Annotated in this window: 16 protein-coding genes and 1 riboswitch; of the genes, 4 read left to right on the forward strand and 12 right to left on the reverse strand. The window is 33.9% G+C overall.

Features of this window, described 5'->3' with window-relative positions; genetic code table 11:
- Positions 1–10: 10 nt before the first annotated feature.
- The 4 genes from I5818_RS22575 to I5818_RS22590 form a co-directional block, all read right to left on the reverse strand.
- Positions 11–718, reverse strand: a complete 708-nt coding sequence (locus I5818_RS22575; RefSeq protein ID WP_058003199.1) for an amino acid ABC transporter permease — start codon at positions 716–718, stop codon at positions 11–13.
- An 18-nt stretch (positions 719–736) separates the two neighbouring features.
- A complete protein-coding gene (locus I5818_RS22580) occupies positions 737–1,600 on the reverse strand; it encodes a transporter substrate-binding domain-containing protein (protein WP_058003200.1) in 864 nt (287 codons plus the stop codon).
- A gap of 148 nt (positions 1,601–1,748) precedes the next feature.
- A riboswitch (SAM riboswitch) is annotated at positions 1,749–1,858 on the reverse strand.
- Positions 1,859–1,984: 126 nt separating this feature from the next.
- Entirely contained in the window at positions 1,985–4,114 is a 2,130-nt protein-coding gene (locus I5818_RS22585) for a sensor domain-containing protein (protein ID WP_078110362.1), read from the reverse strand.
- 200 nt (positions 4,115–4,314) lie between these two features.
- Positions 4,315–4,611, reverse strand: a complete 297-nt coding sequence (locus I5818_RS22590; RefSeq protein WP_058003202.1) for a TFIIB-type zinc ribbon-containing protein — start codon at positions 4,609–4,611, stop codon at positions 4,315–4,317.
- A gap of 497 nt (positions 4,612–5,108) precedes the next feature.
- Between I5818_RS22590 and I5818_RS22595 the strand changes: the two genes are divergently transcribed.
- The 4 genes from I5818_RS22595 to I5818_RS22610 all read left to right on the forward strand — a co-directional run bounded on the left by I5818_RS22595 (position 5,109) and on the right by I5818_RS22610 (position 8,099).
- Entirely contained in the window at positions 5,109–6,191 is a 1,083-nt protein-coding gene (locus tag I5818_RS22595) for a branched-chain amino acid aminotransferase (RefSeq protein ID WP_078110363.1), read from the forward strand.
- 121 nt (positions 6,192–6,312) lie between these two features.
- Positions 6,313–6,984 (forward strand): thermonuclease family protein, encoded by a 672-nt coding sequence (locus I5818_RS22600; RefSeq protein WP_276514085.1) that lies wholly within the window; start codon positions 6,313–6,315, stop codon positions 6,982–6,984.
- A 10-nt stretch (positions 6,985–6,994) separates the two neighbouring features.
- Positions 6,995–7,183 (forward strand): excalibur calcium-binding domain-containing protein, encoded by a 189-nt coding sequence (locus I5818_RS22605; RefSeq protein WP_078110377.1) that lies wholly within the window; start codon positions 6,995–6,997, stop codon positions 7,181–7,183.
- Positions 7,184–7,631: 448 nt separating this feature from the next.
- Positions 7,632–8,099, forward strand: coding sequence for a low molecular weight protein-tyrosine-phosphatase (locus tag I5818_RS22610; protein WP_078110364.1), 468 nt, complete (start codon positions 7,632–7,634; stop codon positions 8,097–8,099).
- A gap of 82 nt (positions 8,100–8,181) precedes the next feature.
- Here I5818_RS22610 and I5818_RS22615 read toward each other — a convergent pair whose 3' ends face one another.
- From I5818_RS22615 to I5818_RS22650, 8 genes are all read right to left on the reverse strand, one after another.
- On the reverse strand, positions 8,182–8,832 hold the full coding sequence (locus I5818_RS22615; RefSeq protein ID WP_078110365.1) for an HAD family hydrolase: 651 nt from the start codon (positions 8,830–8,832) through the stop codon (positions 8,182–8,184).
- A gap of 212 nt (positions 8,833–9,044) precedes the next feature.
- Positions 9,045–10,061, reverse strand: a complete 1,017-nt coding sequence (locus I5818_RS22620; RefSeq protein ID WP_209391822.1) for an SIS domain-containing protein — start codon at positions 10,059–10,061, stop codon at positions 9,045–9,047.
- A gap of 45 nt (positions 10,062–10,106) precedes the next feature.
- Positions 10,107–11,180, reverse strand: coding sequence for an SIS domain-containing protein (locus I5818_RS22625; RefSeq protein WP_078110366.1), 1,074 nt, complete (start codon positions 11,178–11,180; stop codon positions 10,107–10,109).
- Positions 11,181–11,216: 36 nt separating this feature from the next.
- Positions 11,217–12,071 (reverse strand): PTS system mannose/fructose/sorbose family transporter subunit IID, encoded by an 855-nt coding sequence (locus tag I5818_RS22630; RefSeq protein WP_058003209.1) that lies wholly within the window; start codon positions 12,069–12,071, stop codon positions 11,217–11,219.
- A complete protein-coding gene (locus I5818_RS22635) occupies positions 12,049–12,834 on the reverse strand; it encodes a PTS mannose/fructose/sorbose/N-acetylgalactosamine transporter subunit IIC (RefSeq protein WP_071976426.1) in 786 nt (261 codons plus the stop codon). Before I5818_RS22635 ends, I5818_RS22630 begins: the two co-directional genes overlap by 23 nt.
- A 27-nt stretch (positions 12,835–12,861) precedes the next feature.
- On the reverse strand, positions 12,862–13,332 hold the full coding sequence (locus tag I5818_RS22640; protein WP_058003211.1) for a PTS sugar transporter subunit IIB: 471 nt from the start codon (positions 13,330–13,332) through the stop codon (positions 12,862–12,864).
- Positions 13,333–13,350: 18 nt separating this feature from the next.
- The gene (locus I5818_RS22645; protein ID WP_058003212.1) at positions 13,351–13,770 is read right to left on the reverse strand and encodes a PTS sugar transporter subunit IIA; all 420 of its coding nucleotides are present in this window, start codon (positions 13,768–13,770) and stop codon (positions 13,351–13,353) included.
- A gap of 97 nt (positions 13,771–13,867) precedes the next feature.
- Complete coding sequence (locus tag I5818_RS22650) at positions 13,868–16,651, reverse strand: sigma-54-dependent transcriptional regulator (RefSeq protein WP_058003213.1); 2,784 nt, start codon at positions 16,649–16,651, stop codon at positions 13,868–13,870.
- Positions 16,652–16,859: the final 208 nt, after the last annotated feature.

The following is a 16,859-nucleotide window of genomic DNA, read 5'->3' on the forward strand; positions in this document are numbered from 1 at the left end:
GCGTTCCTCCTTATGTTGATTTCAATGATTGTTTTCCTTTACTAAATCCCTTTTCAAATTTTAAAAATACTTGTTCGATCACAATAGAAATAATCCAATAGATGATCGATAATGCCAAATAGATCTCTAAAGCATGTGCATTATAATTACTTGCAATAATGAGATTGGCTTTCCCCATTACATCTATTAGGCCGATCGTATATGCTAAAGAGCCTTCTTTAATTAACTCCAATAGACTGTTTCCAAAGTTTGGAATAGCTACTACAAATGCCTGTGGAAAGACAATTCTTCTATATGCCTGAAAAGGACTTAATCCCACACTAACAGCAGCCTCGAATTGCCCTTTATCCACAGATTCATACGCACTCCTTATTACTTCAGACATAAATGCGCCAAACTGAAGAGAAAAAGTAATTACTACAAAAACAATTTTGTCTACATTACTAGTCTGAACTGAAAATTTTTCTAATAGTGCTGGAACCCCATAATAGACTAGAAATAACAAAACAATCGATGGCGTACATCTTAAGGCAGTGGTGTAGCCATTAGCAATTTTTCTAGCAATTTTACCTTTTCCTATTTTCCCCATCGCCAAAATAAACCCTAGAATGGTTCCAAACATTACCGATAAGCCAGTAACAATAAATGTTACTTTTAGAAAAGGAAGCAGCATTGGGATGGATTTGAATATATAAGATGCATCAAAGTATTTTTCCATTATCCCCCTCCATTTTCCCTACTTTTTCGCTTGATCTAATACTTCAAATAAATCTCTTCCGTAAAATTTCTTACTTAACTCATTCGTTTCTTTTTTTTCTTGCAGTTGTTTGATCGCTTGGTCATATGCATCCGCAAATTCCTGCTCTTTTTTATTAAATAGTGGCCAGGTTTTTATTACGGCGAATTCATTATAGACAACATCATTAACTAAATGATGATAAGGACCATTTTTCTCCTCTACCTGTTTTTTAAAAGGACCCTCAATCATTACTCCACCATCTACACGTCCTTCATTCACCCATTGAACAACATCAACCGAAAAGGTTTCTCCTGCCTTGAGCTTAATTTTATTATCTGGGTGTGACTGATTATATTCATCAATAACTGTATACTGAGCATTATTTGCGGCAATCGGTGCGAGGGTGTATCCCGCAGAAGCAAAGTCTTCTAAACTTTTAATCTCCTTATTTTCTTTCTTTAATACAAGTCCTGTACTACTCAGTCCAAGAAATTCTTTAGGATAAATAAATTTCTTTGTCCTTTCTTCGGTCCAGAATGCATTTTTTACTCCAACCTGAAATTTCCCTTGTTCTACCCCTAATAGTAAATCATCACTCGTTGTACCTACATACTCAAATTCATATTCAGGTAAGAGTTTATCGACTAATTTCATTACCTCTACATCATACCCAGTTGGATTCCCATTCTCATCTATGTATGAAATAGGCTTGGAGGATTGATCAAAAGCTACTTTCACTTTACGAATCTTCGTTCCATTTTCATCGGTTGATGAATGATTTGCTGATGTTGTACAGCCTGCCAATAACATAACGAATGCCAAACAACTAATAATGCTAACTACCTTCCTTTTGTTCTCCATGAAAAAATCCCCTCTCTTTACATTTTTCTGTACCTTTGCCAACAAAAAGGATACCATCTTCAACTACCCACTTTTTCATCACCCCTAAAAATCGAAAAACCTTTCTTCTACCGAAAAGAAGAAAGGCTCAAAATACTTGAACAATCTCCTCTTATCTTTCAGAACCTATTTGCTCTGCTGGAATTAGCACCGTTTAATCAAGGAGATTAAGGTTGCCGGGTATCATAGGGCCAGTCCCTCCACCGCTCTAGATAAGAAAAAACTAAATTATATATTCCTATAAGAAAACTTGGAATTACTTAAAATTTAATATATCCAGTATTCTGACTATTGTCAAGTATAAAAAAAAGGAGTATAAACTCCTTTCATCCCTAATCATCGATTTTAATGGATCCCCTTACTCATAAATGATTCAAACTGCTCAGTCTTTAAAGGCTTACTATATAAATACCCTTGTACTTCATCACATTGAAACGATTGTAGAATCTGAAATTGTTCAACTGTTTCAATTCCTTCTGCAACAACCTTCATCCTTAGCCCATGTGCTAATTCAATAATTGCCTTTGTTAGGGCAGCATCTTGAGAGTCCAAATGAATATTTTGTATTAACGAACGATCAATCTTAACATATTCAAATTGAAATTGTTTCAAATAGGTAATAGAAGCATATCCTGTACCAAAATCATCTAAAGAGAATGTAATCCCTCTTTCTTTAAAATCTTTTATCGAATCATAGACTATCTTTTCATTTTGCATAATAATTCTTTCAGTGATTTCAAATTCAAGCAAGTTTGGACTAACCCCAGTATCTTGCAAAATTTGCATTACACCTATACTCCAGTTTCTTTTCAAGAAACTTTTCGGTGAAATATTAATTGAAACAGGGACGACCGGTATGGATTGAACTTGCCAATGTCTTATTTGTTCACATACATATCGAATAACCCAGTCTCCAATGTCTACAATTAAGCCTGATTCTTCAGCAAAAGGAATAAATTCTCCTGGAAGGACAAGTCCTCGTTCTGGATGCTCCCAACGTATTAATGCCTCAGCACTAACCATTTTATTTGTTTTAACATCAATTCTAGGTTGAAAATCAACCCTAAACTCATTGTTAGTTAATGCTCTTCTTACATCCTTATCAAAGAATGTAGATTTATTTGGACACTTCATTATTGATTGGGAATATATAACATAATTATCCTTCCCAAGATCCTTTGCTCGATAAAGAGCACTATCTGTATTTTTTAGTAAAGTCCATGCATCCTTACCATCTAAAGGATATTGACAAATCCCTACACTTGCAGAAACATACAGCTCATAATCATTTATAGTAAACGGTTCTTTTATTCCTTTAATAATTTGTTCCCCTACTTGATTTAAATCATAAATATACTTGTTATTTCTTAACAAAATGGCAAATTCATCCCCACCGATTCTAGCAACCAATTCTTTATCAGGTATCATTTCAACTAATCGGTGTCCGATCTGTATCAATAGTTCATGGCCAATATCATGGTTTAAAGAGTCATTAATGTATTTGAATCGATCCATATCCAGAAAAATAACGGCAAATGATTGATTTTTTTCCTGTGAATCCTCAATCAATGATTGCAATACTTCATCAAACATTCTTCTATTCGGTAAATCCGTCAAATAATCATGATAGGCAAAATAAGCAATTTGCTCCTCATTGCTTTTTTGTTCTGTTATGTCCGAAATAATTCCATCCAGTCTTGTAATGTCTCCCTTTTCGTTTATAAAAGGAATCGTTTGATCCTGCAGCCAACGAATCGAACCATTCTTATGAATGATTCTGTACTGATGATGAATGGATTTCCCTTTCTTTAACTCACTTTGCTTCTCAAAATAAATGGAATGATCTTGCTCATAAATAATATCCTTCCATAGAAAGGAATTGGTCATCATCTCCTCAGAAGAATAACCTGTAATATTATAAAGTCCTTCAGAAACAAATAATATTTTTTTAGTTTTAAGATCTTGTGACCAAATACATACTTCTAAATTATTACAAATTTTTTTAAACTGCTCTTCATTTTCTTTGAGCTTCTTTTCAATTCCCTTACTTTTCGTTATATCTTTAGCAATACCAAATATAGCAACGATCTTTTTGTGTTTAATAATAGGAATTAAATTAATATTTACTTCAATGGCAGATCCATTTTTATGTAGTAAGGCAATGTCATAATTTTCAGGTCTACCATTACATGCTTGTTGAAAGTAATAGATGGAATGATCTAATGATTCTGGTGCTACATACTTTTTAAACGAACCACTTATTTCACTACTATCATATCCAAACATTGAGGGGACCTTATTATTAAATGATAGAACATTCCCTGTTAAATCTAATGTAAATACAAGATCAGGGTGATGATCTAAAATGGCCTGGTATGCTTGATAAAAACTAGTCAAATGATCATCTTGTTCATACTTTTTTATCTCTACTGAATCCATTATTCCTTTATTTGCCTCTTTGCCATCGGAACCCATGATATTCCCCTCCACTACCTTGGATAAATTAAACTGTCTGAATTTGTCGAAAAAAGGAATATTTTCATGTTATTATTTCATTTTTTATAATCGTAGTCAATGGTTAGGAAATTAATACCTATTAACTAGCATATTTATACATTCGATAATGAATTGGACTAATAAAAAGTGCCTCCCCATAAAAGGAGAGACACCTCTAATTAGTCAAATAAATCACCAAGAATATCCATCATTGATTTTTTCTTTTTATGTTTCGGTGGATAGGAATGTTTGTTATATTTTTTATCATATTCTTTAGAATAGTGTTTTTCCTGGTAGGATCTTTCTTCTGATGGATAAGACTGATAATATTGTTGATCATCTTTCAAGCCCTGTGTAATTTTTTCTAATTCTCCCCGATCTAACCAAACACCTTTACAATTAGGACAAATATCAATTAATACATTTTCCTTTTCTATTTCTTTCATACTTACATTATCACAAACAGGACATTTCAATGATATTCCCTCCACTCGATATGATTTATGTTATATATCAATTGTAACATAATGAGCATTTCATTTTCCGTTATGTATATTCCTATTATTCACAATTTTGTTAACAAAACTAGACAGTTCATTTAGATCATATAGTGAAATTTGACTAGGGTTTTATTAGGAAGTTTATGAATTGTAAGCGCCCGCGGTTTTGAGAAAGACACATCAGGTAAATTTGAAGCAACTATTGTAAAAGTTTCAGTTAGTAATAATTTTCTATCGGTCTAACAAGATGTTGTATCTAAAAAAGTGGTTGTGTCCTTTAAATCAATTTGAACCTGGTGACAAGATTATTTTTCGAATGAATGCTGCTTATTCTTTTTGTTATTCTTACCTAAATCTCTCCTCTTCTTTTTTGAGGGGGAGTATTTTTATTTACTAAATAAAATTGATTTATTAGAAAATTGGTGGAATAATAAAACTTAAAAATAAATTTTATAGATAAAGAGGGACTAAAAATGAGAGATTATTCAATTACTATCATCGAAAATCAAGAAAAAAAACAAAAGCCTGATCCTAATCAACTTGAATTCGGAAAACACTTTACAGACCATATGTTCATAATGGATTATACAGAAGGAACAGGATGGCATGATCCCCGAATTGTACCTTATCAGCCTATCTCCTTAGATCCTGCTGCTATGATTTTCCACTATGGACAAACCGTATTCGAAGGGCTTAAAGCATACAAAACACAAGATAACAGGGTGCTTTTATTTAGACCTGAAAAAAATATGGAAAGATTGAATATGTCGAATGATCGCTTATGTATACCACAAATTGAAGAAGAATTTATTTTAGATTGCTTAAAACAATTAATTAGCATGGATCAAGATTGGATTCCATCAGCTGAGGGAACTTCCCTCTATATCCGTCCTTTTATCATCTCAACAGAACCATACTTAGGAGTAGCCGCATCAAAAACCTATCGATTTATGATTATCCTTTCCCCTGTCGGATCTTACTATAAGGAAGGAATTCATCCAGTAAAGATATTTGTAGAGCGTGAATATGTTCGTGCTGTTGCTGGTGGTACAGGAAAGGCGAAAACTGCAGGAAATTACGCAGGGAGTCTGAAAGCACAGGAAGTATCAGAAAAACTAGGCTATTCACAGGTTCTTTGGTTGGATGGAATTGAGAAAAAGTACATTGAAGAAGTAGGAAGTATGAACATCTTCTTTAAAATCAATGGAGAAGTAGTCACACCAGCCTTAAATGGCAGTATCCTAGAAGGCGTTACAAGAAACTCAGTCATTCAGCTTTTAAATCACTGGGGTGTTCCTGTTACTGAGCGCAGGATATCTATTGATGAGATTTATGAAAGCTACAAAAAAGGGTTAGTTGAGGAAATCTTCGGAACAGGTACAGCTGCAGTTATTTCTCCTGTTGGGGAATTGAATTGGGAAGGTGAAAAAATGGTGATTAACGATGGTCAGACTGGAGCATTGTCAAAAAAGCTTTATCATACAATCACTAGTATTCAAAATGGTAATGAGCCAGATCCATTCGAATGGACAGTTGAAGTAAAACCCAATTGTTAAAACAGTTCCTTACCTATTTATTGTATAATTGGCTTCGTGAGTCTTTTTAATATTGACATCTGTAAGACTCCTTTTTATCAGCCCAGATAAAATGCAAATTTTATAAAAGGAGATCAGGATTTTGAGTAAGCGGAAATTTGGAGGAATTGGCTTTGTTATCGCTGTTATTCTTGTTGTTTTAGTCTATAAAGGAGTTATCAATACCCCTGAAAAAGTCACAAATAGTGTACAGGTGGAAAAGACACAAGAAGATCAAAATAAAAAAGCTGATAATATATCTAATGAGCAAAAAAATGGATCTAAGGGTACTTCTGACAATCAACGTGTCTCGGTACAATTAACACGAACTGTAGATGGAGACACAATAAAAGTGCTTTATAAGGGGAAAGCGGAAACGGTTCGCTATTTATTAATAGATACACCCGAATCGAAAAAACCAGGAACTTGTGTTCAACCATATGCAAAAAGTGCTTCCGAAAAAAACGAACAATTAGTTTCGAGTGGAGATTTATCTCTAGAATTTGATAATGGAAATGAAAGAGATAAATACGGGCGCCTACTAGCCTATGTTTTTGTTGATGGAAAATCGGTTCAAGAAACTCTATTAAAAGAAGGCTATGCTCGAGTTGCATACATTTATGAACCAACGTATAAATATCTTGATCAATTTAAACAAGATGAAAAAATTGCCCAAGAGCGTGGTTTACGGATATGGTCTAATAAAGGACTCGTAACAGATAGAGGCTTTAATGGTTGTGCTACTGATGTAAAAAAATCAAGTACTAATCACTGATTAGACGCCCATACCGACTGAGTCAAAAAACGCAGCATCAAAAAGAACAACATCACCTACATCTGAAACAGGTAGTACGGAATTTTTTACCAACTGCACAGAATTAAGAGAGAAATATCCAGATGGAGTACCAAGTACACACTCTACTTACAAAGCAAAAATGGATCGTGATCATGATAATTATGCATGTGAAAAATAAAGAATAGCCGCTTCTTTGGATTAGGGACTTTTCTCAAACATTGTGGCTATTTGAGATAACGAACAGTATTTGATACTGTTCGTTATCTCTGAATTTAAAAATTCGAGTCAAAATCTAAACGGCTATGGAACCGAAATCATTAAACTAATCGAGAAGCTATATGAAGGTACCACTGTTTGGAGTCTCTAGATACCAAAGGCTAACCAAAGAAATTGTCACTTTTATGAGAGATTAGGTTACAAAAAAATAAATGAACAAATAGTTAATAATCAACTTACTCTATTTAGTTATTTGAAGATAAACTAAAGTAAATTGATGTCCTCAATCCTACCACCCTATTGACAATATGGTCTTCTCCCTTCACTTTATAATCGCAAAAGCTTCATATAAAAACATTCGCACTAATTTTTCTATTCTTATATAATAAACGAAAAAGGAGATGGGCTATATGGTTCACGTCTTATTTGTTTGCTTAGGCAATATTTGTCGTTCTTCAATGGCAGAGGCTGTATTTCGACATATGGTTAATAAGGCACAGTTGACTGATAAAATTATGATTGATTCTGCAGGAACTGGATCCTGGCATATAGGAGATAGCCCCCACCAAGGGACACTTACTATTCTTAAAGAAAATAACATTTCAGCTGAGGGACTTTTCGGACGTCAATTAAAAAAAGAGGATTTCGAAAGATTTGATTACATTATTGGAATGGACGAGAGTAATCTATCAAATATATATACGATGTTAAATCAGCCTAAGCATCCAAAAATCATTCGTTTACTTGATTTAACTGAGCTAAAAAAAGATGTTCCTGATCCATATTATACTGGCAATTTCGAGGAAACCTATGAACTAATAACAGAAGGTTGCCAAGCATTACTGAAGAAAATCCTTCAAGAACAAAATTTAATATAATAAAAAGTCGAAGGGTTATCTGATAAATATATCATACTTATCAAATAACCCTTGTTTTATGGAGCAAGATTATCCGTCTTATTTATTCAATGTAGGATACTACTAGTGATAAGTCCTTAACAATTGAAAATGCTTTTTGTTTCATTTCTTCATTTGGTTGAATCAGATCTGGAACGATAATACACTTAATATTTGCACCATAAGCTGCTTTTAGTCCATTCAATGAATCTTCTAAAACTAAGGCTGAATCTGGTTTTTCATTAGCACGGTTACAAGCTTCAATAAAAATATCAGGATGAGGCTTACCAAATTCTACTTCATCCCCACTTACAAAGAAGTCAAATCTTGATTCCAATCCAGTTTTAATTAAATGTTGTTGAATCGTTTCCCTACTGCTGGATGAAGCGATACATTTTTTTAACCCTTTTTGCTCAATCGCATCTAGTAATTCATTAGCTCCCGGCTTAATAGCTAATCCTTCTGACTCGAGTATTCTTTTAAACGTTTCATTGTAATCATCAGAAATTCTATGAAACTGAAAATCTTTACCATATATTTCTTGTAAAACGATATTACTTTTAGGTCCAGAAAGTCCAATCATTTGCCGATAATTTTCTATCGTAAACTGATATCCTTGTTTTTTCATTACCTCTTTCATTGCAAGAAATGAGGGTCGTTCTGTATCAAATAATAAACCATCCATATCAAAAATTACTAACCGAATTGGCTTCATTAAACTACCACCCTTTCGTTAATTACTTTCTTATCTTCCTGTGTACATCAAAAGAATGTTCCACATACAACTCAATCATAACTTTTCCTATTTTTAAATGGTATGATTAGCTCTAATTACCAAAAGGACTTTCTCATTCGACAATACTACTCATTAAAAAATACTTATAAAAATAAGGCAGAGAATATGACGCTCTGCCTTATATTACCATATTAGTAATCAAATTGACGATAGTAACGACGCATATCTAAATCATGACCAGTATATTTTTCATAATAGCGGGCTAATCGATCAACTAAAAGAGTGGATGAAATTGTCGGTGCTAAGATCCAACGAAACTCATCATCTATCCCATTTAATTCATAGTCTTTCGTATCAATAACAACTAGCTTTTTCGTATATTGTTGACAAAATTTTTCCACACGATCATCTAGTATTCTACGCTTCCCTTCCCCTTTTACTAAAAATACTGGAACATCCTCTTCCACTAATTCAAGTGTCCCATGGAAGAATTCTGATGATGATACTGCTTTCGTACGCACCCATTGCATTTCTTCTAATATACACATAGAGAATAGGTACACCTCTCCCCACATCTCACCATCGCCAATCCAAATATTATAGTTTTCTTTATGGTAGGTTTTAGCAATTTCGTCTGCAATCGGTTCAAACTTTTCTTTTGCGCGAAGCAGGTTTTCTGGAAGCTTTTCAAGCTGATCAGCAAATTTTTGATAAGCAGGAAATTGACCTTTATTATGAACTAATTTAAAGAGTAGCATGAACAATTGCATATATTCGAATTCCACACCATTTTTAGCCTTATTTGGAATAACCCAGTGACTCGCCTTTTCTAGTGGCGTATTTGGCGTACCTACAAGTGATACTACACGATAACCTTGCTCTTTACACCATTCTGCCGCTGCTACTGTTTCTTTTGTATCACCGGATTTTGAGGCCATAACCACGATGGAATCCTTCGTTAATTGCTTATGTCCAGTTAAAATAATTTCTCCTGCCTGTTCTGAAAAGACAGGAATATCTGTCATTTGCTTTAACATTTCCTGAATTGGCCACATAAGCGATATAGAACCACCTACAGAAATAAAAAAGATGTTTTTAAAGCCCTGTTGAGTAATTTCATCTGCAACCTTTTCAATTTCATCACGTGTTTCATAAGTAAGTCGTGCATTTTCTAAATATACATTTTCATCAAATTTAAGCATCATCATTCTCCTAACCTTTTTAGTTTATTATTTTAATTGATCAGTATTTATTTAAATCTTACTTTTTAACACTTTATCAAAGTCATCAAAGATTCTAATTCCTAGATCGATTCCTTTTCCAGTTGCAATTCGGTAAGATAACAGTTGAAACGGAATCACCATCACAAGTGGACTCATAAATTCGTTAACTTCCAAGTCTAATGCTAATGTTTTTTCATCACCTTTTTGTTTTAGGCTAGTGATGGTAAAACAATGATCTGTATATGCTTGGAAATATTGCTTTAATTTACTGGCTCTTTCCGAAAGTTTACTTTCGGTTTGAAGAAAAATTAAGCCATGATTGGAATTAACCTCTAAATATGGGCCGTGCATATAGGCTTCTAATTCGAATCCCTGCGAGGGCACTCTTACCGTTTCAGTGAATTTTGTTTCAAATTCTTTGGCAGTCCCTACAGTAGGTCCATAGCCTATTGCTGAAAAACGTTGAATTTCATGTAATTCAGCTGCATGCTTTTTATAAAATTCTTCTGTTTTCTCAATAATAGAAGGAATTTCTTTGATTTGCTTTTTTAAAGCTTGAATCTCGTTGTCCATCGCCATTTCATCTAATCTACCTAGTACATTTCCGGTGACAATTCCTAAGAGCATGGAGGTTAACACAGTAGCAGTAAATCCCTTTGTTACAAAACCTACATGTTCCGTCCCACAGCCAATATCAAGAACCAAATCTGCATAATTTACAATTGGACTATTTAATTGTGATGTTAAAGCTACCGTTGGAATTTTTGCCTCTTTTTGTACCTTTTTCAAAGCTTCAATAGTTGAATAACTATGACCACTTTGTGAAACAGCAATGACAAAATCAATAGAATCCCTAAGAGTTTCATAGTGTACAAAATTAAATGGCTCTTGAATTTCAATCGATATTCCAGCAACTTTTTCTATATAGTATTTTGCACTGAGCATGGCATTTGAACTTGATCCCGTTGCAAGTACTAGCCAGTTTTTAGGTTTACTTTTTTCTATTAGCTGTCTAAAAGCCTTTGTTTTTTCTTGAAAACTCGCTACAATTGCCTCACATACGTCCTTCTCTTCATGTATATAAGTCATCATCGTTTCCTTCATGCAAAATACTCCTTTCATCCATATACTTATATATAATTAGGCTCCAAAAACCCCAATCCATGCTCCTAATATGCCAACAATAGCTATACCTAGGAGAATGGTTGTCGCTTTTACTTCCTTACCTAACAGCCAATAAATGATACCAAATGCACACAATGGCAATAGTCCCGGCATAATATTATTTAATATATCTTGAACACCAGAGGCCCCCTCACCACTACCAATTTTTAAAGGTACATGGATACTGATCATTGAAGCACTCATACCTCCAATAACCATTAACCCAAGAACAGCTGCTCCGAATGTTAAACTTCCCATTGCGCCACTTTTTTGAAGACGTTGCAGAAAGCCTGTTCCCATCTTATAGCCGAAGCCTGTTAAAAGGTACCGAACGATGAGATGAGGAATATTAAAAATAAGTAAAAACAAAATGGGGCCAAGAATACTCCCCTGTAACGCAAGGGAAGTACCTACACCTGTTGCGATTAGGCGCAAAGTTCCCCAAAAGAATGAATCGCCTAGACCAGCAAGTGGTCCCATTAATGATGCCTTCACATTATTAATAGTGGATGGATCAAAATTTTTATCTTTAGCATTTTGTTCTTCCATTGCTGCAGATACACCTAGCATCATCGTTACAATATGAGGTGTCGTATTAAAAAACTCCAAATGACGCATTAATGCATTCGATAAGTCTTCCTTTTTCTTATATAATTTTTTTAAAATTGGAATCATCGCGTACGTATACGCTAAGTTCATTTGTCGTTCGTAATTCCATGAAAATTCCATTTGAAAGGAACGCCAAAATAAGCGGCGAAGATCCTTTTTCGTTAATTCTGGACTATCTGTTGCATCTTGATTTTCATAATCAGAAGTCTTCATCATCGTCATAATTTACCCCTCCCCCTTCATTTGTAGCCACTTGAGGCTTTTTAGTATTCATGACATTTACCATAATGACAGCAATTATAGCCCCTAATATCGCAATACCTGTGACAGGTACACCTAAGTAAGCAGCGATGATAAATCCTAGGAAGAAATAAGGAACCACTTGTTTATTAATCAATAATCTTGCTAACATCGCAAAACCTAGTGCTGGAAGAATACCAGTAGCGACTTGAAGCCCCGTTTGAATAAATGCAGGAATAGCATCTAGCACTTGTTTAATAGCATCACTACCTACATAAAATGAGATGGTAACAATTAAAGCAAGCATGAAAGAAAGTCCAAAGCCACCAATTAAATGCATGGCTTCCACACCACGCGTATTCCCATTTTCGGCATACTTATCAGCTTTATGTGATAGAAATGGCAAGAAAAGACCTAAATAAATATTTTTTAACACAAGTGTTAACGTGGCAATCGGCAATCCTAATAGTAAGGCTGTTTCAGGCCCTGCATTAGAAGATATAGCAAATGCAGTACCTAATATTCCTCCTGTGACAACATCAGGGGGAATGGCCGCCCCAACCGAAAATGAACCTATAAATGCCAACTCTAATGTTGCACCCATAATGAGACCCGTTTTAATATCCCCCATAACAAGTCCAATTAGTAACCCTGTTACGACTGGTCGGGATAATAAACTTGTCCCTAAGGCATATTCGCTTTGCGCAATAAAAGCTACAAGACCGAGCAATAATGCAGTAAGCATATCTCAACCTCCTTTAGAAGATTCATTTTATAGTACGTTTTGTGCAAAAATCTTTTTGTCATTTGGAACCTGTCTGATTTCCACTTCAACACCTTGACCTACCATCTTTTTCACTAGTTCCTCCTCTTCAGGTAAGAGGTTAACTGCTTTCGAAATATTTCTAGTTCCTTCTTTTGCTTTCACTCCTCCAAGATTCACCTGCTTAATTTCAGGGAAAGCACTTACAATTTTTTCGGCGTCTGCTACTGATTCAACTACGATGAACAGCTTATATTTATCTGTTACTCCACTTTGCAATGCTTGAATAGAGTCTTCAATATTTTTTATCACTAGTTTGATTCCTTGTGGCTTAGCAAGCTTAATTGTCGTTTTGCGTAACTCATTAACAGGAACATCATCATTTGCTATTAATATGCAATCTGCCCCAATATTTTGTGTCCAAGAAAAAGCAACTTGACCATGTAATAATCGATGATCTACACGCAGTAATTTAATCATTTTCAATATTCCCTTCTCTTAAAATTCATCATCTTCATTGAGCTTATCTAATTCTATGTTGCAGTATTGAATTGAGCTTTTTGCATTTTCCAATGCTCTCTTTATTAAGGCTTTTGTATCTTTCTCTATCACGCTCATAGTTACCAGTTCAATTACTAATGGCAAATTTAATCCTGCAACTAAGTGGATATTTTTATTATTTAATAGATTCATAAATTCATTATTGACGCTTCCACCAAAAATATCTGTCACGACCACTAATTCATCTTCTGCCGCAATGCGATTAACAACTGCTGATATTTGATCTTTAATATCCTCCTTTTCATTTATGTAAGCATTAATGGTCCAAACATTATCATGCTTGCCTGTTATTAGTTCTAATGAATTTAGAATTCCATCAGCAAATGTTCCATGGGATGCGAATACAAAGTATCTCATCGATGCCTCACCTCCTTGTTCGAATCCTCTTATCTTATAGAAATGCAAGAAGCGTGCCAAAATAGTGGCACGCCTCGACAAAATGTTTCAAATAATATTAAAATTCACTACTATCAGTAGGTTCAGCAATTAAGTAATCGTAAATATAACCAATCTCTGCTATATTGATTTTGACATTATAAATATTTTCAATGACACTAAATGCCTCTTTAATAGAATATATCATTTCTTTTTGACACTGTTCGAATTCCTCAATATTTGTATAAGTTTCAATCGGTGCCTGCCGAATCAGTCTCTCAACCAAACAGCTCATATGTACATACAAAGCTAATTTTTTATCATTAGTAAGACGCTTATTTAATTGTACTTCTAATTGATGAAGAAACGCTTCGACATGCGTTAGAATTTTCTCAGTATCTAATATAGTAATCGACTCAATTACACGTTCAAGAGAAAAATTTCTAATTAAATTATTATTTATCACTTGAATACAATCTTCATTCAAAAAGGGTTTAAATATCTTCCTTAATTTTGCCTCTCCTTGACCAGAAATTAAATCTTCTAAGGAGATATAGTCTACTAAAGGAAGTCCAGGATCGGCTGTTCCGACAATTGACAGTACCTGATACATTTGGAAAATAGCTTCTGATGTACCATGTTCCTTTAATCGATTATAATCATGAGCAAGTACCTTAATATCTAATTCTTCTGGAATGCTAGCCTCAAGAAGCTTTTGAATTTGAATAGCTGTTCCCATTCCTGTTAAGCATGTAGTTACAATAACCTTTTCCTTATTTACTTCCGGATAAATGATACTATATTCAGTTTTACTTGCATCCTGAAGCCTTTCAATCATTTCTTCTATATATAAATTCTTGCCTAACATATCTCCAAGGAATAAGGCCATTTGTGTAGACACATTATTAATAATTGCAACTGGTCCATTTACCTCTTTTTTAAATTGTGAATAGATATCCTTTAATGAACCCATATCTACTAAAAGAATTAGCCCTTTTGATACATCATTCGACTCAATGTAATTTAGGACTCTAGAAGCAATCTCTCCAACTGAAACATCAATAGGCATATCAAACGCTTCAAAGACATTTTTATGAAGTAAACGATTAGCTACATTCGCAATACTGCTAGCAGTAGCATAGCCATGTGCTAAAATTACTGCCTTTACTTTATTATTCGTACGCTCTATCGTCATACTTCGTAAATAAAAGGTTAAAAATATTTCATCCATCTTATACAACTTCACATCAAGCTTGCTTTCCAGCAAATGAACAAATTGTTTTGCTAGTTGTTGTTCCATTTTGCAATTCTCATCAACAAAGCTTGTCAGGTCAGTGATTATTATTTCCTGTTTATCAGTCCAGTGTATTTCAGTATTTCCTTTATAGTAAAGAAAATGTGCCATTGCATAAACACTATTCCCATTAAATTTGACATTATATGCATTTTCAAGATAACGGATAATTTCTTGAACATTCACTGTTGTTATTTCCATCATCACACTAGTATTTTCTTTAGAAGTATCGAAAATAAGCTTGTCGAAAAGAGCTAGAATTTCGCTGAATACTTGCTGTTCAAAAACAGTCATATCTTGCTGCTTTATTTGACTGCGGTCATAAGAGTCTAAAATATTATCATATGTTTTTTTTATCTGCTGGAACCTAGATAAACTCGATTCGTACAGTTGATCTAATGTTGAAGTCGGGAAAATTAAAATATCATTATTTTGCCTATATTTCTGATCAGCAAATCGAATCGTATCCTCTAAAATACTATCAGGTAGATCATGTAACTTGATAGATATTTCTTCCTTCTCTCTATTTTTCATATAGGATGAAGCAGTAATATATTTAATTGTATTTTTAAAGTCTCCAATATTCCCTGAATAATGATGCTTTATTATTACATCTAGCGCCCTGCTTGATATACGTAATGGTAAACTAAATTTCCTTGATTCATTAATGAGAAACATATAAGCCAATTGCTTTTTTTCTTTCTCACTTCTATCATTCAGACTTGGAATAATGACACGAATAGGAATTCTTCGTAAGAATGTACTTAGAAAGCTTTTTTCTAAATTTTCCGTGGTTGCAAAAATAAAACGTACTTTTGCTTGATGAGATCCTTCGTTCTCACCCATTCTCCGAAACACACCTTGATCAAGAAAGCTAAACAACTTTTCTTGTCCTTCTTCATTTAATCGATGCACTTCATCTAGAAATAAGATTCCTCCATCTGCAGCATCTAACAAGCCTGCTTTCATAGAATCGGCCCCTGTAAAGGCACCTTTGACATATCCAAATAAACTACTTGATAATAATTCAGGATTATTAGCATATTGAGCACAATTAAAGCTAATAAATGGAGCATCTTCAGCTAGAATTCCTTTTTCAATACTGTAGCGATATATCAAATTCGCAATATAGCTTTTCCCTACACCTGTTGGACCATTAATCATGATCGGCAAGCCGCCATCTGGATAGAAAATTGATGTTTTAATTTGTTCAATCGCTTTATATAAGCTGTCCTTCGAACCTATTAATTCATCAAATAAGTCTGGACATGGATTAATTTCCGTCTCAAGTTGACTTTCCTTTAATTCTTGTAAGCTGTCATAGATAGACTTATTTACTGTAAAGAAAGTTTGTTCAAAAACAAACTTACTCAAAAAATAAACTGGTCTTGTATTAATCTTAATCACTTTATCCTCCTGGACTAATTGATTAAGATAATGACTGACAGTATTCCGTTTAACATTGAATAATTCTGATAGTTTTGACGCAGTAAATGATGTTGACGGATTGTCCCATTCAAAATCCTTTGTCTCCCTATTTAAAAATGAAAGTAAATCATCTTTTAACATTTTTGTTCCACCTCATTTGTGCGAAAGACAATTTGATTTATTTGAAATCATTAGAAAATAAATTCGTTTTCATTTTACCTTATTTCCCTTAAATATCAACACACCTTGCTTATCATTAAACGGATTCATCCTAACATGCCGTAGACAACAAAAGGGAGCACCTATAGGCGACTCCCTTTTTCATTCAAATTTATAAGACCAACTAATT

Source organism: Heyndrickxia oleronia, assembly GCF_017809215.1.
GTDB classification, from domain to species: Bacteria; Bacillota; Bacilli; order Bacillales; family Bacillaceae_C; genus Heyndrickxia; species Heyndrickxia oleronia.